Annotated in this window: 24 protein-coding genes; 8 read left to right on the top strand and 16 right to left on the bottom strand. The window is 57.6% G+C overall.

The features are described 5' to 3' along the window. Positions 1 to 109 precede the first annotated feature (109 nt). Together ACR0AW_RS08505 and ACR0AW_RS08510 are read right to left on the bottom strand one after the other, a co-directional pair. Positions 110 to 709 carry a GntR family transcriptional regulator gene (locus ACR0AW_RS08505; protein WP_170508976.1) on the bottom strand — a complete coding sequence of 200 codons (600 nt, stop codon included), beginning with the start codon at positions 707 to 709 and terminating at the stop codon, positions 110 to 112. A 44-nt stretch (positions 710 to 753) separates the two neighbouring features. Then, entirely contained in the window at positions 754 to 1665 is a 912-nt protein-coding gene (locus ACR0AW_RS08510) for a threonine/serine dehydratase (protein WP_170732574.1), read from the bottom strand. Between the two features lie 78 nt (positions 1666 to 1743). Here ACR0AW_RS08510 and ACR0AW_RS08515 point away from each other — a divergent pair, with 78 nt between their 5' ends. Together ACR0AW_RS08515 and ACR0AW_RS08520 are read left to right on the top strand one after the other, a co-directional pair. Continuing rightward, positions 1744 to 2586, top strand: coding sequence for an LOG family protein (locus tag ACR0AW_RS08515; protein ID WP_170732575.1), 843 nt, complete (start codon positions 1744 to 1746; stop codon positions 2584 to 2586). 3 nt (positions 2587 to 2589) lie between these two features. Next, positions 2590 to 3687 carry a cystathionine gamma-lyase gene (locus tag ACR0AW_RS08520; RefSeq protein WP_170732576.1) on the top strand — a complete coding sequence of 366 codons (1098 nt, stop codon included), beginning with the start codon at positions 2590 to 2592 and terminating at the stop codon, positions 3685 to 3687. Here the strand turns inward: ACR0AW_RS08520 and ACR0AW_RS08525 are convergent, their stop codons facing one another. After that, entirely contained in the window at positions 3688 to 4071 is a 384-nt protein-coding gene (locus ACR0AW_RS08525; protein WP_170399056.1) for a hypothetical protein, read from the bottom strand. Between the two features lie 159 nt (positions 4072 to 4230). Between ACR0AW_RS08525 and ACR0AW_RS08530 the strand changes: the two genes are divergently transcribed. From ACR0AW_RS08530 to ACR0AW_RS08540, 3 genes are all read left to right on the top strand, one after another. Further along, positions 4231 to 5148, top strand: coding sequence for a J domain-containing protein (locus tag ACR0AW_RS08530; RefSeq protein ID WP_170732577.1), 918 nt, complete (start codon positions 4231 to 4233; stop codon positions 5146 to 5148). After that, a complete protein-coding gene (locus ACR0AW_RS08535) occupies positions 5145 to 5489 on the top strand; it encodes a hypothetical protein (protein ID WP_170732578.1) in 345 nt (114 codons plus the stop codon). Before ACR0AW_RS08530 ends, ACR0AW_RS08535 begins: the two co-directional genes overlap by 4 nt. Positions 5490 to 5552: 63 nt before the next feature. Next, positions 5553 to 7211 carry a U32 family peptidase gene (locus ACR0AW_RS08540; protein WP_170732579.1) on the top strand — a complete coding sequence of 553 codons (1659 nt, stop codon included), beginning with the start codon at positions 5553 to 5555 and terminating at the stop codon, positions 7209 to 7211. A gap of 3 nt (positions 7212 to 7214) precedes the next feature. Here the strand turns inward: ACR0AW_RS08540 and ACR0AW_RS08545 are convergent, their stop codons facing one another. The 5 genes from ACR0AW_RS08545 to ACR0AW_RS08565 all read right to left on the bottom strand — a co-directional run bounded on the left by ACR0AW_RS08545 (position 7215) and on the right by ACR0AW_RS08565 (position 10687). Further along, positions 7215 to 7838 (bottom strand): cytochrome P460 family protein, encoded by a 624-nt coding sequence (locus tag ACR0AW_RS08545; RefSeq protein ID WP_170425939.1) that lies wholly within the window; start codon positions 7836 to 7838, stop codon positions 7215 to 7217. A 225-nt stretch (positions 7839 to 8063) separates the two neighbouring features. Next, entirely contained in the window at positions 8064 to 9251 is a 1188-nt protein-coding gene (rlmN, locus tag ACR0AW_RS08550; RefSeq protein ID WP_170732580.1) for a dual-specificity RNA methyltransferase RlmN, read from the bottom strand. Positions 9252 to 9328: 77 nt separating this feature from the next. Next, positions 9329 to 9649: a lysozyme inhibitor LprI family protein gene (locus ACR0AW_RS08555; protein WP_480438911.1), complete on the bottom strand. Its 321-nt coding sequence runs from the start codon at positions 9647 to 9649 to the stop codon at positions 9329 to 9331. A 157-nt stretch (positions 9650 to 9806) separates the two neighbouring features. Beyond that, positions 9807 to 9977 (bottom strand): hypothetical protein, encoded by a 171-nt coding sequence (locus tag ACR0AW_RS08560; protein ID WP_170399076.1) that lies wholly within the window; start codon positions 9975 to 9977, stop codon positions 9807 to 9809. 176 nt (positions 9978 to 10153) lie between these two features. Continuing rightward, on the bottom strand, positions 10154 to 10687 hold the full coding sequence (locus ACR0AW_RS08565; protein ID WP_170399079.1) for an invasion associated locus B family protein: 534 nt from the start codon (positions 10685 to 10687) through the stop codon (positions 10154 to 10156). A 179-nt stretch (positions 10688 to 10866) separates the two neighbouring features. Here ACR0AW_RS08565 and ACR0AW_RS08570 point away from each other — a divergent pair, with 179 nt between their 5' ends. Next, entirely contained in the window at positions 10867 to 11865 is a 999-nt protein-coding gene (locus tag ACR0AW_RS08570) for an asparaginase (protein WP_170732581.1), read from the top strand. Positions 11866 to 11868: 3 nt separating this feature from the next. On the opposite strand, the gene ACR0AW_RS08575 is transcribed toward ACR0AW_RS08570, so the two are convergent. The 8 genes from ACR0AW_RS08575 to hutI form a co-directional block, all read right to left on the bottom strand. Further along, positions 11869 to 12189 carry a YciI family protein gene (locus ACR0AW_RS08575; protein ID WP_170732582.1) on the bottom strand — a complete coding sequence of 107 codons (321 nt, stop codon included), beginning with the start codon at positions 12187 to 12189 and terminating at the stop codon, positions 11869 to 11871. A 22-nt stretch (positions 12190 to 12211) separates the two neighbouring features. After that, positions 12212 to 12640 (bottom strand): SRPBCC family protein, encoded by a 429-nt coding sequence (locus ACR0AW_RS08580; RefSeq protein WP_170399086.1) that lies wholly within the window; start codon positions 12638 to 12640, stop codon positions 12212 to 12214. Further along, positions 12628 to 12957: a metalloregulator ArsR/SmtB family transcription factor gene (locus ACR0AW_RS08585; RefSeq protein WP_170732583.1), complete on the bottom strand. Its 330-nt coding sequence runs from the start codon at positions 12955 to 12957 to the stop codon at positions 12628 to 12630. Before ACR0AW_RS08585 ends, ACR0AW_RS08580 begins: the two co-directional genes overlap by 13 nt. A gap of 39 nt (positions 12958 to 12996) precedes the next feature. Continuing rightward, positions 12997 to 13875 (bottom strand): phosphoserine phosphatase SerB, encoded by an 879-nt coding sequence (serB, locus tag ACR0AW_RS08590; protein ID WP_170732584.1) that lies wholly within the window; start codon positions 13873 to 13875, stop codon positions 12997 to 12999. A 68-nt stretch (positions 13876 to 13943) separates the two neighbouring features. After that, the gene (gene hutU / locus ACR0AW_RS08595; RefSeq protein WP_170399092.1) at positions 13944 to 15626 is read right to left on the bottom strand and encodes a urocanate hydratase; all 1683 of its coding nucleotides are present in this window, start codon (positions 15624 to 15626) and stop codon (positions 13944 to 13946) included. Position 15627: 1 nt separating this feature from the next. Continuing rightward, positions 15628 to 16419 (bottom strand): N-formylglutamate deformylase, encoded by a 792-nt coding sequence (gene hutG, locus ACR0AW_RS08600; protein ID WP_170732585.1) that lies wholly within the window; start codon positions 16417 to 16419, stop codon positions 15628 to 15630. After that, on the bottom strand, positions 16419 to 17954 hold the full coding sequence (gene hutH, locus ACR0AW_RS08605; protein ID WP_170732586.1) for a histidine ammonia-lyase: 1536 nt from the start codon (positions 17952 to 17954) through the stop codon (positions 16419 to 16421). The genes hutG and hutH overlap by 1 nt, the downstream gene beginning before the upstream one ends. Further along, positions 17951 to 19156 (bottom strand): imidazolonepropionase, encoded by a 1206-nt coding sequence (gene hutI / locus ACR0AW_RS08610; RefSeq protein ID WP_170732587.1) that lies wholly within the window; start codon positions 19154 to 19156, stop codon positions 17951 to 17953. The genes hutH and hutI overlap by 4 nt, the downstream gene beginning before the upstream one ends. Positions 19157 to 19237: 81 nt before the next feature. Here hutI and ACR0AW_RS08615 point away from each other — a divergent pair, with 81 nt between their 5' ends. Both ACR0AW_RS08615 and ACR0AW_RS08620 read left to right on the top strand, forming a co-directional pair. Then, the gene (locus ACR0AW_RS08615) at positions 19238 to 20593 is read left to right on the top strand and encodes a formimidoylglutamate deiminase (protein ID WP_170732588.1); all 1356 of its coding nucleotides are present in this window, start codon (positions 19238 to 19240) and stop codon (positions 20591 to 20593) included. Positions 20594 to 20599: 6 nt separating this feature from the next. Further along, positions 20600 to 21304: a GntR family transcriptional regulator gene (locus tag ACR0AW_RS08620; RefSeq protein ID WP_170732589.1), complete on the top strand. Its 705-nt coding sequence runs from the start codon at positions 20600 to 20602 to the stop codon at positions 21302 to 21304. Positions 21305 to 21310 lie beyond the last annotated feature (6 nt).

Below are 21310 nucleotides of genomic sequence, written 5' to 3' on the forward strand. Positions count from 1 at the left end.
TTTATAGATAATATTTCATAGATTCGAAGATGATCATCATTTTTATCTATTAAAAATCAAGTCAAATCTGTACGGGATGCACAGATTGTAGTTTCAAAGGCAGAAAGTATCAGCTTGCACGACGGATATGGCGCACAAGTATCGAGGTTGCGGCGGAAACGTCTTTGCTCTTCAGCGCCTGAATGATCGCAGCGTGATCCGTATCGACGCGCTGCACCCATTTGGGCCGCCAATGTGCAAACAGGTGCCTGGCACTGGCGATGTGCAGGTCATCGACAGAATGCAAAAGGCGGGGCAACCCGCATGGTGTCAGGATGGCACGATGAAACACCCTGTTCCGGGCCTCCCACTGAGGCATGCTCTCTGCCTCATCACACGCCTTTCGTGCATCATCAGCGGCCTTCAGAGCAGATGGAGTCATGTTTTGCACGGAATGCTGCATTGCCAGCGTTTCCAGCGCGACACGCATTTCGATCACCTCACGCACTTCGGCAGGGTCCAACGCGGTGACGCGCATGCCCTTTCGCGGCTCGCTTTTGGCCAATCCATGCGCCTCAAGCCGCAGCAGTGCTTCGCGCACCGGCACATGGCTGGTCTCAAAGTCGCGCGCGATATGGTCCTGACGCAGCTTTTCACCGGCAGGAAGATCGCCGGTGATGATTTTCTGGCTCAGGGCATTATAGATTGTGTCGGCAATGGTTGCGGTCATGAATTATAGATAAAATCCATGAACAACATCTACAAGCCGCATTCTCAACCCGTTAGCGGATCTGGCGCGATGTTCCCGCCGCAAATCAGCACTGCGACACGCTCACCCGGCTCCGGCTGGTAAGCGCCCGAAATCAGTGCGGCAAGCGCAGCAGCCCCTGCTGGTTCAACCAGTATTCGATGCGTCTGCCACAGAGTATTCTGGGCTTGCGCTATCGCATCATCAGAAACCAGAACCGAACTCATACCTTGGGCCAGCCCAAAGCAAATCTCACCAATTCTCCGTGCGCCCAGTGCGTTCGCTGCAATGCCCGAAACGGAAACATCAACCGGTTCGCCCGCAGCCAACGCCGCATTCAGCGCGCAAGAGGTTTCCGGTTCGACCGCCACGACTTTGCGCGCACCCTGAAACCATGCCAAAGCTCCGGCAATCAGCCCACCGCCGCCCACGGCCACCAATACTGTGTCCGCCTGCAAGCCCTGCGCGTCCCATTCAGCAAAACATGTCCCCTGCCCTGCCACCGTCGCTGGCGCATCATAGGCGTGGATTTGCATGGCGCCGGTGCTTTCCTCATGCGCCTGCGCCATGGTCAGTGCATTGGCGTATTCACCCGAAACAACACTCAGATCAGCCCCGATCCGCTTGATCAGCGCAATCTTGGAGGGACCTGCAAGTTCGGGCACAAAAATCTTCGCTGGGTAGCTCAGTGATTGCGCGGCATAAGCCGCTGCCGCACCGTGGTTGCCACCGGAAGCCGCCACGACGCCTGCCGCAGGCACATCCATGCTGAGCAGGGTATTGAACGCCCCGCGCGCTTTGAAGCTGCCGGTGTGCTGCATATGTTCAAGTTTCATTTCAACCGGATAGCCCGGAATTTGGCTTTCCATCACTGGCGTGACCTGTGCGTGTCCGGCAATGCGGTCCCGCGCTGCCAATATTTCACTTTTCCAATCCATTCTTGTCTTTCCGTGACTGGCACTCTGCCCGCGAACCCTATAGCTGTTTTGGAAACACGCAAGCAGGGAACCCCGCATATGAGAGAAGATCGCCTCAGCCCCTTTCGCGACGCACAGACCGACCGCTCGACCGCAAGCGAGGTACCAGATACCCCGCAGACGCGGTCTTCGGCCTATCGCCTTGCCTTCGCTGATGATGACTTCCTGTGCCGGGATGAGCTGCGCCCCGTGCGGCTGCAACTGGAGCTGCTGAAGCCCGAGATGATCATGACCGAGCGTGAGATCACCTCGACCATCGTCATGTTCGGTGGCGCGCGCATTCCGGAGCCGACCCAGAAACACACGGCGCGGACCGAGACCTTGGCCGGGCTGTCGAAATACTACGATGAAGCGCGTGAGTTTGCGCGTCTGATGACCGAGAAGTCAAATCGGACAGGTTGCCGCGAGAACGTGATCGTCACGGGTGGCGGCCCCGGCGTGATGGAAGCGGGCAACCGTGGTGCACAGGATGCAGGCGGGTGTTCGATCGGCCTGAACATCGTGCTTCCGCACGAACAGGCTCCGAACCTGTATGTAACGCCCGATCTCAGCTTCAATTTCCACTATTTCGCCATCCGCAAGATGCACTTCCTTATGCGCGCTCGCGCCATCACCATCTTCCCCGGCGGCTTCGGCACCATGGATGAGCTCTTCGAATCCCTGACTTTGATCCAGACCGGCCGCATGGATCGCGTCCCTTTCCTGCTGTTCGGGCGTGAGTTCTGGGAGAAGGTCATCAACTGGGAAGCGCTGGCCGATGCAGGCACCATCTCGGACGAGGATCTGGACCTGTTCCGCTTTGTCGACACTGCGCAAGAGGCGGTCGAGATCATCGAGAATTGGGAACCCGCGCCCCCACGCGATGAAATACCGGGGCGCTGAGCCATGAGCCCGAAGACCGGAGAAATGTTGCACTTGCGCGGGAATGCTCTGAACAAGGGCGAGCCTGTGGCCCTGCCGTTGACCCAAAGCAGCATGTACCATCTGCCCGGCGCGCCGGATGGGCATGCCAGCTATGGCCGGGTCGACAACCCGACCTGGGTGCATCTGGAACACGTTCTGTCGCATCTCGAAGATGCACCCTGCCTCAGCTTTCCTTCGGGTATGGGTGCGATTTCGGCGGCCTTGTTTGCGACGGTCCAAGCCGGGTCACGGCTGCTGATCCCGTCCGACGGGTATTATGTGACGCGCCTTTTGGCTGATCGGTTCCTGTCAAATCTGGGCGTCTCGGTTATCGAACGCCCAACCACCGACTTTGCCGAAGGTGGCTTTGATGAATTCGATGTGGTGTTTCTGGAAAGCCCCTCGAACCCCGGTTTGGACATGCTTGATCTGCCAGTAATCGCCGAGGCCGTGCGCGAGGCCGGCGGCATCACCATCGCCGACAACACAACGATGACCCCATTGGGCCAGCGCCCACTGGACCTTGGCGTCGATGTGGTTGTGAGTTCAGATACCAAAGCGATGGGTGGGCATTCGGACCTGTTGATGGGTCATTTAGCCAGCCGCGATCCGCAAATCATGGAGCGAGTTGAGGAATGGCGCCGCGTCTCCGGTGCGATCCCGGGGCCACATGAAGCGTGGTTGCTACATCGGGGTTTGGAGACTCTGGATGTGCGGTTTGATCGGATGTGTAGCTCAGCACAAATACTGGCTGAACGGCTGGCGGCGCACCCGGCCGTGAAACAGATCCGCTATCCCGGACTGACCGATGATCCGGCGCACACATTGGCGACGGCTCAAACCACGCGCTTCGGGTTTCTGCTAAGCATCACGCTTGAGACCGAGACCAAAGCCGAACAGTTCATCAACAGCTGCCCACTGCTGCGTCCGGCTACATCCTTCGGCGGCGTCCACAGTTCGGCCGAGCGGCGCGCCCGTTGGGGGGATGCTGTCGATCCTGCTTTCATCCGCCTGTCCGTGGGGTGCGAACCGGTGGACGAGTTGTGGCAGGCCATCGAGGCCAGTTTAGACGCGATATGACTATTTCTTAGGGTCGCGCAGTTCGGGAAACACGTAGATCGGCAGCACAATACTGCCGATCAGAGCGCCCAACCATACCAGCAAGGTTGCGGCCAACAGATTTGAGATACCGCCAATGGTCAGACCGGATGTGATCAGATCGGTGACCAGAAGGCCAACAAAGGTCACGATCAAGGCAATTCCGCCCTTCAGCGCCGGTGCCTTCTTTTCCCCCAGCTTCAGGATCAGCGGTTCGGCTATCACCTGGACCAGGGTGAACACGACTACCACCACGATGAAGGAAATCGGTCGGATCGCAAACTCTGACAGCAGCAAACTGGCCAACAACAGCCCGATGGCGTTCCCAGCCAGCAATGCCAGCACCGATTTGAGCCTGCGCGTCATGGGGTGATCTCCGTCAATGATCAATCTGAAACATCTTAATATTAGCAGAGCTTGACAGATTTACGAGACAATTTAGCCGCCTCTTCTTTTTTTGACCTGTTGAAATCAATTGATAAAATACCTTCATCAAGGCCAAACCCCACATCGACGAGAGGCAAGATGAGCGACGACCCCTATTCCGTACTTGGCGTCGCCAAAGACGCCAGCGATGCCGAGATCAAGAAAGCCTACCGGAAGATCGCCAAAGAATGCCACCCGGACCTCAAGCCGGGCGATGCCGAGGCAGAGGCCAAGTTCAAAGCCGCTGCTGCTGCTTATGACCTGCTGAAAGACCCCGAGACGCGCCAACGCTACGACAATGGCGAAATTGATGCGTCGGGTCAGGAACGTCCGCAGCAGCAGTATTATCGCGAATATGCCGAGGCTGCTGGCAACCCTTATCGCGGTCACGCGGCTGAACAGGACGATATGTCCGACATCTTTGCCGAATTCATGCGCGGGCGGGGTGGATATGGACAGCGCACGCAGGAGTTCCATGCACCGGGCCACAACCTGAACTACTCGCTGCAGATCAGCTTTCTTGACGCCGTTTTCGGAGCCAGCCAGAAATTGACCCTGCCAGATGGGAACCGGATTGAAGTGAAGATACCTGCGGGTATCACGACCGGGCAAACCATCCGCCTGCGTGGCAAAGGGGCCCCGGGGTACGGCGATGGGCCTCCCGGCGATGCGCTTGTGACGATCTCGGTTGCGGATCACCCGGTGTTCGACCGTCAGGGCGATGACATCCACATCACGCTGCCCATCACCATTGATGAGGCCGTTCTGGGTGGCAAGGTTCCCGCCCCCACCATCGACGGTGGCGTCAATGTCAGTGTCCCAGCGGGGACCAGCAGCGGCAAAACCCTGCGCCTGCGTGGCAAAGGGGTCAAGAAACGCGGCTCGTCCGAGCGGGGCGATCAGTTCATAGAACTGACCGTCGCAATGCCAGACAAGGTAGACGATGAATTGAAGCACTTCATGGAGACATGGCGCGAAACCCACGGCTATGATCCGCGCAAAGGAATGCCGTCATGAGCCGCGCATTGACCGAAGCCGAACTGATCGACGCCATCGCCCGCCTGACTTCGGATCGCCTGACCGAATATCTGGCCGCTGAGATCGTGATCCCCGAGCAATCGGAGCAAGGTCTGCGATATCAGCGCATCGACGTTGCTCGTCTGGAACTGGCATGCGAACTGCATGACCAGTACGACATGGAGGCCGATGCACTGTCGATGATGATCTCTCTGATCGACCAGATGCATGGGCTGCGCGCCGAACTGCGCGAAGTTTTGAACGCGGTCGAGGCGCAACCGGAACCGGTTCGCCAACAACTGATCGAAGTGATCGGAACAGCGCGATTCCGTCGCAGTTAACGGGGTTTTGGGAGCCGGGATTTTGGCGTAGAAGGCGCCCTTGATCCTTAGCCCGGTATCCCCATGACCCAGTCCAGATCCGAATTGCTGATGCCTGCGGGCAATCTGCGTAAGTTGAAACTCGCCATCCTCTATGGCGCGGATGCGGTCTATTTGGGCACACCGGATATGTCGCTGCGCACTAAATCCGAGTTCTCGCTGGAAGAGGTGATAGAGGGAGTCGAGTTTTGCCACAACCATGGCCGGCGCGCGTACCTGACGCTGAACCTGTTCTCGCACAATAAGGACATTCCGAAGCTGGACGAATACATCGACACTGTCCGCAAGGTGAAACCTGACGGGCTGATCATCGCCGACCCCGGAGTGTTCCAATACGTCCGCGAACGCGCGCCGGAACTGCCGCTGCATATCTCGACGCAAGCCAATATCTGTTCGTGGTTGTCGGTGAAGTTCTGGCAGGATCAGGGGGCCGAGCTTGTGGTTCTGGCCCGCGAAGTCTCATACCCCGAATTGGTCGAGATTCGCGAGAAATGCCCCGATATCAAGCTTGAGGCGTTTGTGCACGGGGCCATGTGCATGACCTATTCGGGCCGCTGCCTACTGTCGAACTTCATGGCCGAACGCGGGGCCAATCAGGGCAACTGCGCCAATTCCTGCCGCTGGAACTATGGTCTGAAACTGCGTCTGAAAGATGGAACGCATCAGGAGCTGCGCATTACCGATGAAAACGCCGACCTATTCGAATTCCTGCTGGAAGAAGGCTGTCGCCCCGGTGATTTGATGCCCATCGAAGAGGATGATCGGGGATCCTACATCCTCAATTCCCGCGACCTGTGCATCATGCCCAAGCTGGATGAATACTTGAAGATCGGTGTCGACAGTCTGAAAGTCGAAGGGCGCGGTAAATCGGAGTATTATGCCGCCATCGTCGCGCGCGCCTATCGTATGGCCATCGACGACTATCACGCCGACCCCGAGAACTGGGACCCGAAGCCCTATATGCGTGAACTCGAAACAGTCGGGAACCGCGGCTACACGCTGGCTTTCCACGAAGGCCGCCTGACCAATTATGCACATGATTACGAACACACAGCCTCGATTGCGCAGTGGGAATATGCCGGGATCGTCACCGAGGTAACTGAGGATGCCTTTCTGGTCGAGGTGAAAAACAAGCTGGAACCGGGGGATGTATTGGATTTCGTCTCTCCGATTTCGCGCGAGACGGTTCTGCTGCGGGTCTATGACTTTGAACGCGCTCATGATGGGGCGCGGCTGGACGTTGTGCATGGCAGTACCAAAACCATCATCCGCCTTCCCTTCACCCTGTTCGATCACGAGCATATCGACGATCTGCGCGCCCGTTTCCCGGTCTACTCCGTCCTGCGCAAAGAACGTGCCCTGACCGACGAACACTGGAGTCGCATTCGGTTTGACAAGCTGGTGCAGGGGCTGGAAACCTCAGGTCGCGACAACCCTAAGGCCTATACCCGCCGTCGTGACGAGCTGGTCGAGAAAATCGGCGAAGACGGCAATGAGCGCCGCTTCAAAACCAATCGTATCGGAACCGAGGGATGTTGCGGCAAAGGCTGCAACGGCTGTTTGATCTTCTGGCAGGATGAGAAATACGCGCTCGCCCGCGAGGTCCTATCCAAACGCAAACACGGTGAGCAACTCAGTCGTCAGGAAGCGACCGAGCTGAAGCTGCCTGACCCGGCGGCCTGAAGATCACTCTGCGACACGATACTCTTCGGGTACGTAAAACGTATAGTCCCGGTCCGCGACGGCCTCGTGGCAGACATGGCAGTAATCGACCTCTGACGCGCGAAAGCCCATCGTATCACCGAACAGCGAACCGTCCGGCATCACCATGATATAACGCCAGTCGGCTGTTTCCGGGTTGGTGCCTTCTGGCAGTTTCTCCATCACGAACAGGGCACCGGGATGGATATTGCCCTCATCTGTGACAGTCATACTGTCTTTGGCCAGGACCGAGCCCGCAGGCAGCTCTTCGCCTTCTTGCAATGTGCCGTAATTGTGGGCCATGCGGTTCGCATAGCTGTTGACATAGCGCTGCCCATGCGTGGCCGAGATGTAGGGCGCATCGTTGAACAACGGCCAGTTCTGATAGTTTCGGATCAAGTCCATCTGTGCCGCCGCATAACCCCGCGACATGCGTCGTATCAATGACTGATAGTGTTTCTGCGCTTGCTCCTTGGTCAGATCGGCTGGGTTTTCAATCGCCAAATGCGCATCCTGATCTTTGGTCTGAGCAGATGCCGCGTGGAGAACAAATCCCGAGATCGCCAGAACAGCCGCGATACCCAAGACTTGCCGGTGACTTACAATCATATTGTGGCCTCCCTGACTGATCAGTTCGCCTAAATGCCGCTTTGCTTCAGAAAAATGGTAGCGGCCTTAATTGGTGTTACCAGCACCGCCCCGGCAATCTCACCACCTTGTGTCTGTCGGTGAGTTCCCCATCCAGAGCGGGTCTGCGCCGAAGATACCAAATTTTGAACAAGGAAACAGCACTCAATTCATTAAGTTTTTCGCGTGAAGCCACGGCGCATGCCCTTAGCGGTTTAGCCCGGCTTCAGCCTCGATCTGCTTTCGCGATTTCCGGGCCCGTTCGGTGGCCGATTTTAACTGGCCGCAGGCCGCCATGATATCCTCACCCCGCGTTTTGCGGATGGGTGAGGCATAGCCCGCCTGATAGATGATGTTGGCAAAGGCCCGGATGCGATTGTTCGAGCTGCGCTTGTAGGGCGCGCCCGGCCATTCGTTGAACGGGATCAGGTTGATCTTGGCCGGGATGTTATGGCGCTTGATATGAGCGATCAGACGATGAGCGTCTTCGTCGCTGTCGTTCACGCCATCCAGCATCACGTATTCGAACGTGATCCGTTCAGAATTCGACGCGTTGGGATAGCTGGCCAACGCCTGCAGCAGTTCCTCGATATTCCAGCGCTTGTTGATCGGAACAAGTACGTCGCGAGTTTCATCAGTGGTGGCGTGGAACGAGATCGCCAACAGGCATCCAATTTCTTCAGCCGTGCGCGCGATCTCGGGTACCACACCCGAGGTCGACAGCGTGATGCGGCGACGGGACAGAGAAATCCCCTCGGGGTCCATCGCGATCTTCATTGCGTCACGGACGTTTTCAAAGTTGTAAAGCGGCTCGCCCATACCCATCAGCACGATATTTGACAGCAGGCGTGTTTCATCTTTGGGCGCACCCGGTGTTGGCCATTCCTCAAGGTCGTCACGCGCCATCATGACCTGCCCGACAATTTCGGCCGCTGCCAGGTTGCGCACCAATTTCTGCGTGCCCGTGTGGCAGAAGGAGCAGGTCAGAGTACAGCCCACCTGAGATGAAATGCATAGAGTTCCGCGATCATCTTCAGGGATATAGACAACCTCAACCTCATGCCCGCCCGCGATGCGGCACAGATACTTGCGGGTGCCGTCCTCTGAAACCTGGCGGGTCACGACTTCGGGGATTTCGATTACGAACTGCTCGGCCAGTTGCGTGCGATAGGCCTTGGCCAGATTGGTCATCTCACCAAAATCACGCACACCCCATTGGTAGATCCATTGCCAAATCTGCCCCGTGCGCATCTTCGCCTGCTTTTCGGGCGTGCCGTGTTCAATTAGCGCCTCACGCAATTGATCGCGGGTCAAACCGACAAGGTTCATCTTCCCCTCGGGCAGTTTGCGGGGGATGGTCATGACGTCTTGAGTGATCGGCGCTTTGGGCGACATTGGCGTATCTCGGTGGATTCTGGCTTGGGATGCGCCTCTATATAGGAACACACGTAAAGATCAAAAGAATTCGTGCTTCAATTTGCGTAACGCAACAATTCGTCAACCCGCGCCCGGCCAAGGTCAACCCGACAGGCTGTGATGGCGATCCCCGTACCCGATCCTCCGCCGAACGAAGCACCTACCGCTTCGCACTGCGCATCGCGATAGGCCACCCACGCGTTTTGCGAGGCCTCCAGCGCAGGCACAGCAACGACCCGTCCAGTGACCTCGTCCAGTTCTTGTGCGGAGCCAAGCGCCAGCGAATAGCTGGAGTCTATCGCAGCGTTTACCCGCAATTCCATATCCGAAACACAAGATCCAATTTCCACCTGCGAACCGGCGTCAATACACTCCATAGTTGGATCCGCAATTGCGGATATCGGAAACATCAAAAAAACAAATGCCCATCGCATCCATCAATCCTCCAGACAGAGATATCTGTCTATCACGGATCAAGATGCGCGCCCAATCAAGATGGGCCACTAAAGCAGAAACTTAAGCGGCCCACTGTTGTTAGTTTACTGCGGGCGGGATGTAGCAATCTTCTGCATCCAGGGTCTTTACGGGATCTTCCGGACCACATTGCTCACCCGTTATCGGATAGGTTTCCGATCCTTTCTCACAACCTGCAAGGATCACCGCAGACGCCATCAAGAGCACTGCCAGGTTTTTGCTTAAGTTCATTGCCGACTCCTCAACAAATTCTGAACTAATTAGTTCAGAAAACGGGGACACAGGCTTTGACACGGATCAAGAAACACCGCTCTACGTGGCGTAAATTTCTGAAAACACACTGGATCGGACCAAACAAATAAAACCCCGCCGGAAAGCGGGGTTTCGGAATTTGATCTGCTTGTGGCTTAGTTCGTGCAGCGCGTTTCCGCGTCTTCAATCGCGGCCGTAAAGCCCAGCAACGAGAAGGTGTCTTTGGTCTGCGTACCACGTTCCGAACGGGCGGTCAGCACCGCCTCACTTCCGCGCTTCATCGCTGTGACGATCTTGGCATCGTCCGAGGCGGTCGCAGGCCATGCCCACTCACCATCGGTGAACAGCTCGAACTCGCTGCCATCGACAACCAGATTGACAGTAGAACCAGACGCAAACGGATAGCCGCCGGTAAAGGTCACCTGCCCTTTAACCTCGGCATTCGGACGATAGAACACAAACAGCAGGATATCGCTGCGCCGAACGGAAACGACCCGGCCACCGCGTGTGTTCACGGTCTCTTTCGGGGCAGATACGCTCCAGCATTCGGTTGGGTCGTCCTCGACAAACACGCTCCAGTCCGTTTTTGCAGCGACGCGATTGGTACTGGTTGCCTGCTGAGCAATTGCCGTTGTCGCCATTCCTGCCATGCACAGGCCCGCGATCACGCGGACGAGCTTTAATCCCATCGGTTCAGCCTCCTAGCCCGACCTATTACCTCATACCCATCGGAAATACGTGCGAACTCTGCCGGTTCGTCTGTTCAGTTGCGTATTCCGATGATTGTCGACATACACACACTAACGCAGGTTTCGCCACAGGCGAAAGGGCGATTGGCAGATTTTTGCGCATGATTGATGGGGTGGACATGACACAAGCCGTACCAATGACAGAACTCTGGCGCGGGTCACTGTTAGAAAGCCTGCATATGGGCCATGCAGTGATCTGTGACGATAGTGGTCAGATCGTGCGCAGCTGGGGTGATCCAAACGCGGTGATCTATCCCCGCTCCTCGGCCAAAATGATCCAGGCCCTACCGCTGATCACCTCGGGAGCAGCTGCAAAATACGGTTTGAACAGCGAACATCTGGCCTTGGCCTGCGCTTCACATAACGGGGCGCATATCCATACTGACCGCGTGTCCGCCTGGCTCGATCACCTCGGCCTGTCCGAGCCCGATCTGCGCTGCGGCCCGCAGGAACCTGCCGACATGGCGGCCCGTGACGGGCTGATACTGGCAGATGACACGCCTTGCCAGATTCACAACAACTGCTCAGGCAAGCATTGCGGCTTCCTGACTTTGGCGCAGCATATGGGGGCCGGGCCGGAATACCTGGAAATAGATCATCCTGTTCAGCAGGCCTGCCTGTCTGCCATCGAAGAAACCACAAGCGAAACCAGTCCCACCTACGGAATCGACGGGTGCTCCGCCCCAAATTTTGCGACATCACTGGTAGGGCTTGCGCGATCAATGGCTTGGTTTGCCTCTGCCGCAGACCGTTCGGACCGCTCCAGCGAAGCAGCGGTGCAGCTCACAGAAGCGATGGTGAAACATCCCGAACTTGTCGCAGGTGAAACTCGCGCTTGTACCGAGTTGATGCGAGCGATGAACGGGCGCGTTGCAATCAAGACAGGGGCCGAGGCCGTCTTTGTTGCCATCATCCCTGAAAAGCGCATGGGCGTTGCGCTAAAAATCACTGACGGCACTACCCGCGCCAGCGAATGCGCCATCGCCGCGATTCTAGTGCATTTAGGTGTGCTAGAGGCCGATCACCCGGCCACCCGCAAATTCATGAACGCCACGCAATACAGCCGCCGCGGGCTGGAATGTGGTGTAATCAAACCCTCACCGGGATTCCCCGGCTGAGGCTTACATCTCGATCTCGTGCACCTCGGCCACTTCGACCGAGCCCGAGCCATTCACGACCATCGGGCAGCCTTTGGCCAATTCGGTTGCAGTCTCAATGCTGTCGGCCTTCACCACCGTGAAACCTGAGGCCGGATTTGATCCGCCATTGTCTTCAACCCCTCCGCTGCTGACCGTGTAGGACTGGCCTACAGGATTTCCCGGAATCTCTAATGAGCCGCCGATTTCCTGAAACCAAGCGCCCCAAGCGGCCATGGTCGCCTCGATCTCGGCGGGATCGGTTGGGGTGTGACCCCCGTGATAAACAAACAAATATTGGGGCATATCGCTCCTCCCTGATGAAAACCTATTTGCAAAGTGCTTCGAGTTTGCGCAGCGACGATGTCCAGCCTTCGTTGTGGTTCGTGGCCGATTCGGCATCGACAAGTTCACGGTGATCAACCACCAGCCGTGATCCGCTGTTGGTCGCGGTAACCGAAAAGGTCACATGGCTTTCCGCACCGCGCTGGTCCTGATCGTCATGCCAAGCCCACGTAAATCCAACAGATTTTGGTCGATCGATATGGGTAACGTGACCCGAGACTTTGAACTGCTGACCCTCGCCATTCTGCATAACCGAATACCAGGGACCAATGCGCGAAAAGTCGAGATCATGTTCCGGTACATGCAACCCTTCGGGCCCCCACCACTGCAGAAGCTTCGCACCATCGCTGACCCATGCGAACAGGACCTCGGGACTAACGGGAAAATCTCGTTCCAGTTTCAGGTCGGCCATGAATTTTCCCTTTCAATAAGCTCTTCCAAACGGTCGAGGCTGCTTTCCCAGAACTGCCGTTTGGAAATCGTCCATTCGGCTATCGCGCGCAGCCCCTCGGGCTGCACCGAATACATCCGTTGCGTGCCGTGTACCCGCTGTTGCACCAACCCGGCCTCGCGCAAAACCTTCAAATGGCGCGAGATCGCGGCCCCTGACATGCCCTTGCCTTCTATCAAATTACCGACGGGCAGTTCGCCTTCGTCCATCAGTTGCTCGACAATCGAGAACCGAGTGGCATCAGACAAAGCGGAGAATGTTACCAGAAGCGTATTCATGGCTTTATTTAACACAATAGTTAAATTAAAGGAAGCCCCCTAGAGGCCTTGAAATTCTGACCTGCCATAGCCCTGCAGATACAACAACGCTGTCAGATCGCCGTGATTTATGCGGACATCACATTCGGCAGCGACCGAAGGCTTAGCGTGCAACGCGACACCCGTCCCCGCCCGACCCAACATTCCCAGATCATTCGCTCCATCGCCGACGGCAATCACGTCAACCTCGGAGATACCTAGGCCTGTTGTGATCTGCTCCAATGCCTCTATTTTGGCCTGTCGCCCAAGAATGGGCCGCTTCACGTCGCCGGTAAGCTTGCCATCCTCAGCTAGCAATGTATTCGCCCGGTTCTCATCAAACCCAAGCGCTTCGGCGACCTTAGCCGTAAAAGCCGTGAACCCACCCGACACCAGCGCTGCATAGGCCCCATTCGCGCGCATCGTGGCAAGTAGCACCTTACCACCGGGCATCAATGTGATCCGTTCATCCAGAACCTTGCCGATCACGCTTTCATCCAGCCCTTTCAATAAGCCCACACGCTCAGCCAGCGCACCTTCGAAATCCAGCTCGCCGTTCATTGCGCGCGCGGTGATGTCCTTGACCCGATCACCGACACCAGCCTCATCCGCCAGTTCATCGATGCATTCCTGTTGGATCATGGTGCTGTCCATATCGGCCAGCAGCATCTTTTTCCGGCGACCGTCGGCTTTTTGCACGACCAGGTCCACGCCCATCTGTTGCAACTCGTCCCAGACGTCCCAGCGATTGTCGGGAGTTTCTGGCAGGGAAAACTCGGCCGCCTCATCGAGGCTCAGCCAGTTCGCATCACCCCCGCCCCATGCATTCCGCAACGACTCAACCAGCGTCGCCTCTAAAGAAGGGGCCGCAGGGTTGGTCAGCAGAGTAGCTACATACATGTCAGGCCTCCGATTAGCGCACCTGCGGGATATCGCAGGTGCAGCATTTTCACCAGAGGCAGATTGATCTAACCGAGAATACCAGGCAGGCGCAGCCCATGTTCGCGAGCGCAGTCTTTCGCGATCTCATACCCCGCATCTGCGTGACGCCAGACGCCTGAGGCAGGGTCGTTCCACAGAACGCGCTCCAATCGCCGCGCGGCATCATCGGTCCCATCGGCGCAGATCACAACACCCGCGTGCTGACTAAAGCCCATGCCCACGCCGCCGCCATGATGCAGCGAGACCCAGGTCGCACCGCTGGCCGTATTGATCAGAGCGTTCAACAGCGGCCAATCCGACACTGCATCCGAGCCGTCCAGCATCGCCTCGGTCTCGCGGTTCGGGCTGGCGACCGAGCCCGAGTCCAGATGGTCTCGGCCAATGACAACAGGCGCTTTCAACTCGCCATTGGCAACCATTTCGTTGAAGGCCAACCCCGCGCGGTGGCGATCTCCAAGGCCGATCCAACATATACGTGCGGGCAGACCCTGAAACGCAATGCGTTCCTGCGCCATATCCAGCCAACGATGCAGATGCTCGTTCTCGGGGAACAGCTCCTTCATCTTGGCGTCGGTCTTGTAGATATCCTCGGGGTCACCCGACAATGCACACCAGCGGAACGGGCCGATGCCCTTGCAGAACAGCGGCCGGATATAGGCGGGCACAAAGCCGGGGAAGGCAAAGGCATTCTCCAAGCCTTCATCCTGCGCCACCTGACGGATGTTGTTGCCGTAATCCAGCGTCGGAACGCCCGCGTTCCAGAAATCGACCATTGCAGCGACATGCTGTTTCATTGAGGCACGGGCGGCCTTTTCAACCGCTTTAGGATCAGTTTCGCGCTTGTCCTTCCACTGCGCCATGCTCCAGCCAATCGGCAGATACCCATTGATCGGGTCATGGGCGCTGGTTTGGTCAGTGACGATATCGGGGCGCATGCCACCGGCCTGCATCCGCGCATAAATTTCGGGGAACACCTCAGCCGCATTGCCTAGCAGACCCACAGATTTCGCCTCGCCCGCCTTGGTCCAGCGGTCGATCATCTCAAGCGCTTCGTCGAGAGTCTCGGCTTTTTCGTCCAGATACTTGGTGCGCAGGCGGAAATCGATAGAATCCGGATTGCACTCGACCGCCAAACAACTGGCCCCGGCGAACACTGCCGCCAAAGGCTGTGCGCCACCCATGCCGCCCAGACCGCCAGTCAGAATCCACTTGCCAGTCAAGTCGCCGCCATAGTGCTGACGGCCAGCCTCGGCAAAGGTTTCATAGGTGCCCTGTACGATGCCCTGCGTACCGATATAGATCCACGAACCGGCCGTCATCTGGCCGTACATCATCAGCCCCTTCTTATCGAGCTCGTTGAAGTGATCCCAATTGGCCCAATGAGGCACGATGTTTGAGTTGGCGATCAGAACCCGAGGCGCATCCTTATGGGTGCGGATGATCGCCACCGGTTTGCCCGACTGGACGATCAGGGTTTCATCCTCTTCCAGATCTTTCAGCCCCGCGACGATCCGGTCGAAATCGTTCCATGTCCGCGCCGCGCGACCGATGCCGCCATAAACCACCAGCTCGTGCGGGTTTTCGGCCACATCCGGATGCAGGTTGTTCATCATCATCCGCAACGGCGCTTCGGTCACCCAGCTTTTTGCGTTCAGTTCGGGGCCGGTGGGCGGATAGATATCGCGGGTATTCTTGCGAGGATCGGTCATGTCAAAGCTCCAATGCAGTGTCTTGGATGGCGTCGAGAATATCCACCAACCAGCGACGCAGGCGCTTGGCTTTCGCCTCGTCAAACGCCCACGGAGGGGTTTCGGTGGACAGATAGGTAGATTGCGCCAGCTCCATCTGGATCGCGTGTTGGCCTTCATCAGGACGGCCATAGTGGCGGGTCGTCCAACCCCCTCGGAATCGCCCGTTCAGGACGGTGCTGTAAGGGGAGGAATGCGAAAATTCATAGGCCGCGGCCTCAATGCCGGGGGCACAGGTCGCGCCACCATCGGTGCCGATGTTCATATCTGGCAGGGTGCCTTCAAAGAGGAACGGAATCTTGCTTCGGATCGAGTGGCAGTCAAACAGGATCGCAACACCGTGTATTGCCCGCACCCTTTCAAGCTCTTGCTCAAGCGCGTTGTGATAGGGCGCGTGGTAGGCGGTTCGACGTACCTCGATCTCATCGACTGAGGGCTCCTGCCCCTCGGCCCAGATCGGCTGACCGTCAAAATCGGTCAACGGCACCAGAGTTGTTGTGTTCTGCCCAGGATACAATGATACACCCGCAGGGTCTCGATTAGCGTCAATGACATAGCGGTGGATATGGGATTGCACGACTGTCGCATTGGCCAAGAGCTCATCGTAGAGCTGATTGATATGCCAATCCGTATCCGCCAGAACCTGCCCATTCGCATTCAGTCGCTCGGCAATGTCGTCGGGCACATACGTGCCGCCATGCGGCTGCCCCAGCACGATGGGCCCATCGCCACGCTGAACACTGAAAACCTGCATCACGACAGCTCCGGCATGGGCATTGCAGCTGCCTGCAGAATAGTTCCGCTTTCGACTAGGGACTTCGCGGTTTCCAATTCGGGCGCCAGATAGCGATCATCGCCTAGCGACGGGATATCGTTGCGCAAACGCCCAACCACGCTGGTCAGCGCTTTGCTGGTCGCAAGAGGTGCGCGGAATTCGATGCCTTGCGCGGCGCAGAGCAGTTCGATCCCCAGAATATAGTTCAAATTATCAACCATCCGGCCTAAACGCCGCGCCCCGTGCGCCGCCATCGAGACGTGGTCTTCCTGATTGGCCGATGTAGGTGTGCTGTCGGTCACACATGGGTTGGCCAGATGTTTGTTCTCGCTCATCAACGCAGCCGTCGTGACCTCGGCGATCATCAGACCCGAGTTCAGCCCCGGCTCGGGCGTCAGGAAGGGCGGCAGATCAAAGCTAAGCGCCGGGTCGACCATTAATGCGATCCGACGCTGTGCGATCGCCCCGATCTCTGACAGGGCCAAAGCAATCATATCGGCGGCAAAGCCTACCGGCTCGGCGTGGAAATTCCCGCCCGAGACGATTGCATCCGGATCGGTCAGAACCAGCGGATTATCAGTGGCCGCGTTGGCCTCAGTTACAAGAGTTGCGGACGCCTGCCGGATCACATCCATCGCTGCGCCGGTCACCTGTGGTTGGCAGCGGATGCAATATGGATCCTGCACTCGCGTATCCCCATCACGGTGACTTTCGCGGATCTCAGAGCCCTCCAGAGTGGCCCGCATCGCCGCCGCCGCTTCGATCTGCCCACGATGCCCGCGCAGCGCGTGAATCTCGGGTTGCAGAGGGGCGGTGGATCCCATGATCGCATCAGTTGAAGCCGCCGAAATCACCAGCGCATTTTGTGCTGAACGCCAACCTTCAAACAATCCGGCCAGAGCAAAGGCAGTCGAAAATTGCGTCCCGTTGATGAACGCAAGGCCCTCCTTTGGACCAAGTTGAATCGGCTCTAGCCCAGCTGTTTTCAGAGCCTCTGCACCCGGCATAACAACACCGTTCACCTCTGCCTCGCCCTCACCGATCACCACAGCGGTCATATGGGCCAGTGGCGCAAGATCGCCAGACGCGCCGACTGAACCCTGTGCCGGGATCACAGGTGTCACACCACACGCCAGCATCTGTTGCAGCAATTCGACAAGTTCCCAGCGGACACCCGAAGCACCTCGGCCGAATGACAGCAACTTCAGTGACATCATCAGCCGCGCCAGACGACGCGGCACTGCCGGACCCACCCCGCAACAATGGCTGAGGATCAGATTGCGCTGCAGGGTTGAGGTATCTTTGGCCGCAATCTTGTGACTCGCCAGTTTGCCAAAGCCGGTGTTGACGCCATAGACGGGCTCGGTCCCCTCGGCAGCCTGCGCAATGCGGGCAGCAGCGACCTCAACCTTGGGTCGGCAGGCGGCGTCCAGCGAAATGGCGGCTTCGGTCCAGTAGATCTGGGCAAGCTGATCCAGCGAAACCTGACCGGGGACAAGCAACAGAGGTGTCATTCCTGACCTCCAAAAATACGTTTATGCAGAGGGTTGAAACCGATGCGATAGGACAGTTCTGCAGGGTGAGTAGCATCCCAGACGGCCAGATCAGCGCACAATCCGGGCGCGATCACGCCGGTATCATCCAGACCCAAAGCACGGGCCGCGACGCGGGTAACACCTGCCAATGCTTCCTCAGGCGTCATGCGAAACAAAGTGCACCCCATGTTCATTGTTAGCAGCAGAGAAGTCAGGGGTGAGGACCCCGGATTGCAATCGGTCGCCAGTGCCATGGGAACATTCTTCTGGCGCAACAATTCAATCGGCGGAGCTTGCGTTTCATGCAGCGTATAAAACGCGCCGGGCAGCAGGACCGCGACCGTTCCGGCCCCAGCCATGGCGGTAACGCCGTCGGCGTCCAAATATTCGATATGATCAGCGGATAGCGCTCCGTAAGCTGCCGCCAGCTTAGCCCCACCTAGATTCGAAAGTTGCTCAGCATGCAGCTTCACCGGTAGGCCAAGCTCTTGCGCGACAACAAAAACCCGTTCGATCTGTGTGGGATCAAATGCAATGCCTTCGCAGAACCCATCCACCGCGTCCACCAGCCCTTCGGCATGGGCCGCGCGCAGTGTCGGAATGCAGACCTCGTCAATATAGGCGTCATCCCGACCCGCATATTCTGGCGGAACGGCATGTGCGCCAAGAAAACTGGTATTGACCCGAATAGGGCGCTCCCGCGCAATACGGCGCGCCGCGCGCAACATACGCAGTTCGGTTTCGGCATCGAGCCCATAACCCGACTTCACCTCGATGCAGGACACACCTTCGGCCAGCAATGCGTCCACGCGCGAAAGCGCGCCTGCAAGCAGCTCTTCTTCTGTTGCTGCCCGCGTGCCGTTTACGGTCGACAGGATGCCTCCACCCGCGCGAGCAATTTCTTCGTAGGTCGCGCCCTTCAGGCGCATTTCGAACTCAACCGCACGGTTGCCGCCAAACACAACATGAGTATGAGCATCAATCAGAGCGGGCGTGATCAAGCGGTCACCATAGTCGTTCTGCGGCCACTCGGCATATGACGGCGGCATTGCCGACCGAGCGCCAACCCAAACTATTTCCGACCCATCGATGGCAATCGCACCATCCTCGATCATCCCATAAGGTTGGTCGCCCTCCATGGTGGCTACATGTTTGCTACGAAGAACAGTTTTTTTCGTCATGGCGATTCTTTTGGGCTCCCCCTGCGCTTGATTTTTTCGTATACGGCTAAAAATATAAAGTCTACACAAAATGGAATTACGATGACGGTTCATGCCAAAACGGCCCTGTTAGGCTCTGAGTGGGTGCACAACCTACGAGTCGAAATCGAGGACGGTCGGATCGCTGCGCTGAAATCAGGGACCGAGCCAAAACCCGAAGACACTCGGGTCGACGTGTTGCTGCCCGCTTTGGCGAACCTGCACAGCCATGCCTTTCAACGCGCCATGGCGGGCATGACCGAAACGCGCGTAGCAGGGCGCGAAAGCTTCTGGACCTGGCGTACCTTGATGTACCGATTTCTGGACCGCCTCACTCCTGCACAGATCGAGTCCATTGCTGCATTGGTCTATATGGAGATGCAGGAAGCCGGGTATGCTGCGGTCGGGGAATTCCACTACGTCCACCACCAACCCGGCGGCACGCCTTATGCGCAGTTGTCTGAGCTGAGTCAGCGCATCTTCTTGGCAGTCAGCCAAACCGGGATTGGATTGACACATCTACCGGTGCTCTACACCTATGGCGGCGTCGCGCAAGAGCCTCTGACCGGTGGTCAATTGCGGTTCGGCAATGATGTGGAAAGGTTCCTGCAGCTTGTCGAGGACTGTAAGCCGCTGATGCCTTATGCAGACAGCCAGATTGGCATCGCGCCGCACTCTCTGCGTGCGACCTCGCCTGATGATCTACGGCAAGTGCTGAACGCTACCCCACGAGGCCCGGTGCACATCCACATCTCTGAACAAGAGAAGGAGGTCACGGATGTAGAAGCCGCTCTGGGTCAGCGACCGGTAGATTGGCTGCTGAGCAACGTGGATGTGAACGAACGATGGTGCCTGATCCATGCCACTCATATGACAGACGATGAAACCCGCGCTCTTGCCCGATCCGGGGCTGTGGCCGGTCTGTGCCCGATCACAGAGGCCAATCTGGGGGATGGTATTTTCAATGGTGCCGTCTACAACGAGCAGGGCGGTGCCTTTGGTGTCGGTTCAGACTCGAATGTGCGCATTTCACTGCCCGAGGAATTGCGTACGCTGGAGTATTCTCAACGTCTGCGCGACAAGGCCCGCACTGTGCTGGTACGTGGCGAAGGCTCGGTCGGTCAAACGCTGTATACCGGAGCCGCCCGCGGTGGCGCACAGGCGCTGGGGCGCGACGCCGGAGAGATCGCAGTAGGTCATCTGGCCGATCTGGTTGCGATCGATCGATGTCACCCCACCCTGTGTACTTTGCGCGACGATCAATTGATTGACGGCCTGAGCTTTGCCGCGCCTGACGGAACAGTGACCGACCTTTGGTCTGCCGGGCGACATCAGGTGCGCGGCGGGCGGCATATCGCCCGCGATGCGATCCTGAGCAATTATCGTGCCGCGATAAATGACCTTTTGGAAGACATCTGAGCTGATATGACCCAAACCAGCGACACAACCAGCTACAAAGACATTAAGCAAACCGTCCTGCGCCGCATCCGCTCGGGCGAGTTGCAGCCCGACGCTCTGCTTCCCAATGAGCAAGAATTAGCGGTCGAGTTTTCGTGCACCCGCACCACAGTCAACAGAGCACTGCGGGAACTGGCGGATGAAGGGTTTCTTGAACGGCGCCGAAAGGCAGGCACCCGGGTCCTTAGCGCACCGCAGCGACAGGCGCGCTTCACAATTCCACTGGTCCGAGATGAAATCGAAGCGGCGGGCGGAACCTATCGCTACGCTCTTGTGTCATGTGAAACGCAGATCGCCCCAGACTGGCTGGCGGCCCGGTTGGCCCTACGTGCTGATCAAAGTGTGATGCACGTGCGATGCATGCATTTCTCCGGCAATTCGCCGTTTCAGTTCGAAGACCGCTGGATCGTGATAGACAGCGTACCTCAGGTCACGCAGGCAGATTTCTCTAGCGTCGGACCCAATGACTGGCTGGTGCAAACTGTCCCGTTCACCAATGTCGAGTTGACCTTTCTGGCCAGCCGCGCCGATACCACTTTGGCCGGTTTTCTGGACATTCCCGAGGGTGAACCCGTTTTTACGGCCGAGCGTATCACATGGCTGCAGGGTCAGCCGGTAACGTTTGCCAAGATGTATTTTGCGGCCGGATATCGGATGACGACCGAGTTCTGATTGTCC

The sequence above is a fragment of the Ruegeria sp. C5 genome, from assembly GCF_056537605.1.

Excerpts from the sequence above, each read along its gene's own strand:
- ACR0AW_RS08505 (WP_170508976.1), bottom strand. The coding sequence starts at position 709 with ATGACCGCAACCATTGCCGACACAATCTATAATGCCCTGAGCCAGAAA.
- ACR0AW_RS08510 (WP_170732574.1), bottom strand. The coding sequence starts at position 1,665 with ATGGATTGGAAAAGTGAAATATTGGCAGCGCGGGACCGCATTGCCGGA.
- ACR0AW_RS08515 (WP_170732575.1), top strand. The coding sequence starts at position 1,744 with ATGAGAGAAGATCGCCTCAGCCCCTTTCGCGACGCACAGACCGACCGC.
- ACR0AW_RS08520 (WP_170732576.1), top strand. The coding sequence starts at position 2,590 with ATGAGCCCGAAGACCGGAGAAATGTTGCACTTGCGCGGGAATGCTCTG.
- ACR0AW_RS08525 (WP_170399056.1), bottom strand. The coding sequence starts at position 4,071 with ATGACGCGCAGGCTCAAATCGGTGCTGGCATTGCTGGCTGGGAACGCC.
- ACR0AW_RS08530 (WP_170732577.1), top strand. The coding sequence starts at position 4,231 with ATGAGCGACGACCCCTATTCCGTACTTGGCGTCGCCAAAGACGCCAGC.
- ACR0AW_RS08535 (WP_170732578.1), top strand. The coding sequence starts at position 5,145 with ATGAGCCGCGCATTGACCGAAGCCGAACTGATCGACGCCATCGCCCGC.
- ACR0AW_RS08540 (WP_170732579.1), top strand. The coding sequence starts at position 5,553 with ATGACCCAGTCCAGATCCGAATTGCTGATGCCTGCGGGCAATCTGCGT.
- ACR0AW_RS08545 (WP_170425939.1), bottom strand. The coding sequence starts at position 7,838 with ATGATTGTAAGTCACCGGCAAGTCTTGGGTATCGCGGCTGTTCTGGCG.
- rlmN (WP_170732580.1), bottom strand. The coding sequence starts at position 9,251 with ATGTCGCCCAAAGCGCCGATCACTCAAGACGTCATGACCATCCCCCGC.
- ACR0AW_RS08555 (WP_480438911.1), bottom strand. The coding sequence starts at position 9,649 with ATGGAGTGTATTGACGCCGGTTCGCAGGTGGAAATTGGATCTTGTGTT.
- ACR0AW_RS08560 (WP_170399076.1), bottom strand. The coding sequence starts at position 9,977 with ATGAACTTAAGCAAAAACCTGGCAGTGCTCTTGATGGCGTCTGCGGTG.
- ACR0AW_RS08565 (WP_170399079.1), bottom strand. The coding sequence starts at position 10,687 with ATGGGATTAAAGCTCGTCCGCGTGATCGCGGGCCTGTGCATGGCAGGA.
- ACR0AW_RS08570 (WP_170732581.1), top strand. The coding sequence starts at position 10,867 with ATGACACAAGCCGTACCAATGACAGAACTCTGGCGCGGGTCACTGTTA.
- ACR0AW_RS08575 (WP_170732582.1), bottom strand. The coding sequence starts at position 12,189 with ATGCCCCAATATTTGTTTGTTTATCACGGGGGTCACACCCCAACCGAT.
- ACR0AW_RS08580 (WP_170399086.1), bottom strand. The coding sequence starts at position 12,640 with ATGGCCGACCTGAAACTGGAACGAGATTTTCCCGTTAGTCCCGAGGTC.
- ACR0AW_RS08585 (WP_170732583.1), bottom strand. The coding sequence starts at position 12,957 with ATGAATACGCTTCTGGTAACATTCTCCGCTTTGTCTGATGCCACTCGG.
- serB (WP_170732584.1), bottom strand. The coding sequence starts at position 13,875 with ATGTATGTAGCTACTCTGCTGACCAACCCTGCGGCCCCTTCTTTAGAG.
- hutU (WP_170399092.1), bottom strand. The coding sequence starts at position 15,626 with ATGACCGATCCTCGCAAGAATACCCGCGATATCTATCCGCCCACCGGC.
- hutG (WP_170732585.1), bottom strand. The coding sequence starts at position 16,419 with ATGCAGGTTTTCAGTGTTCAGCGTGGCGATGGGCCCATCGTGCTGGGG.
- hutH (WP_170732586.1), bottom strand. The coding sequence starts at position 17,954 with ATGACACCTCTGTTGCTTGTCCCCGGTCAGGTTTCGCTGGATCAGCTT.
- hutI (WP_170732587.1), bottom strand. The coding sequence starts at position 19,156 with ATGACGAAAAAAACTGTTCTTCGTAGCAAACATGTAGCCACCATGGAG.
- ACR0AW_RS08615 (WP_170732588.1), top strand. The coding sequence starts at position 19,238 with ATGACGGTTCATGCCAAAACGGCCCTGTTAGGCTCTGAGTGGGTGCAC.
- ACR0AW_RS08620 (WP_170732589.1), top strand. The coding sequence starts at position 20,600 with ATGACCCAAACCAGCGACACAACCAGCTACAAAGACATTAAGCAAACC.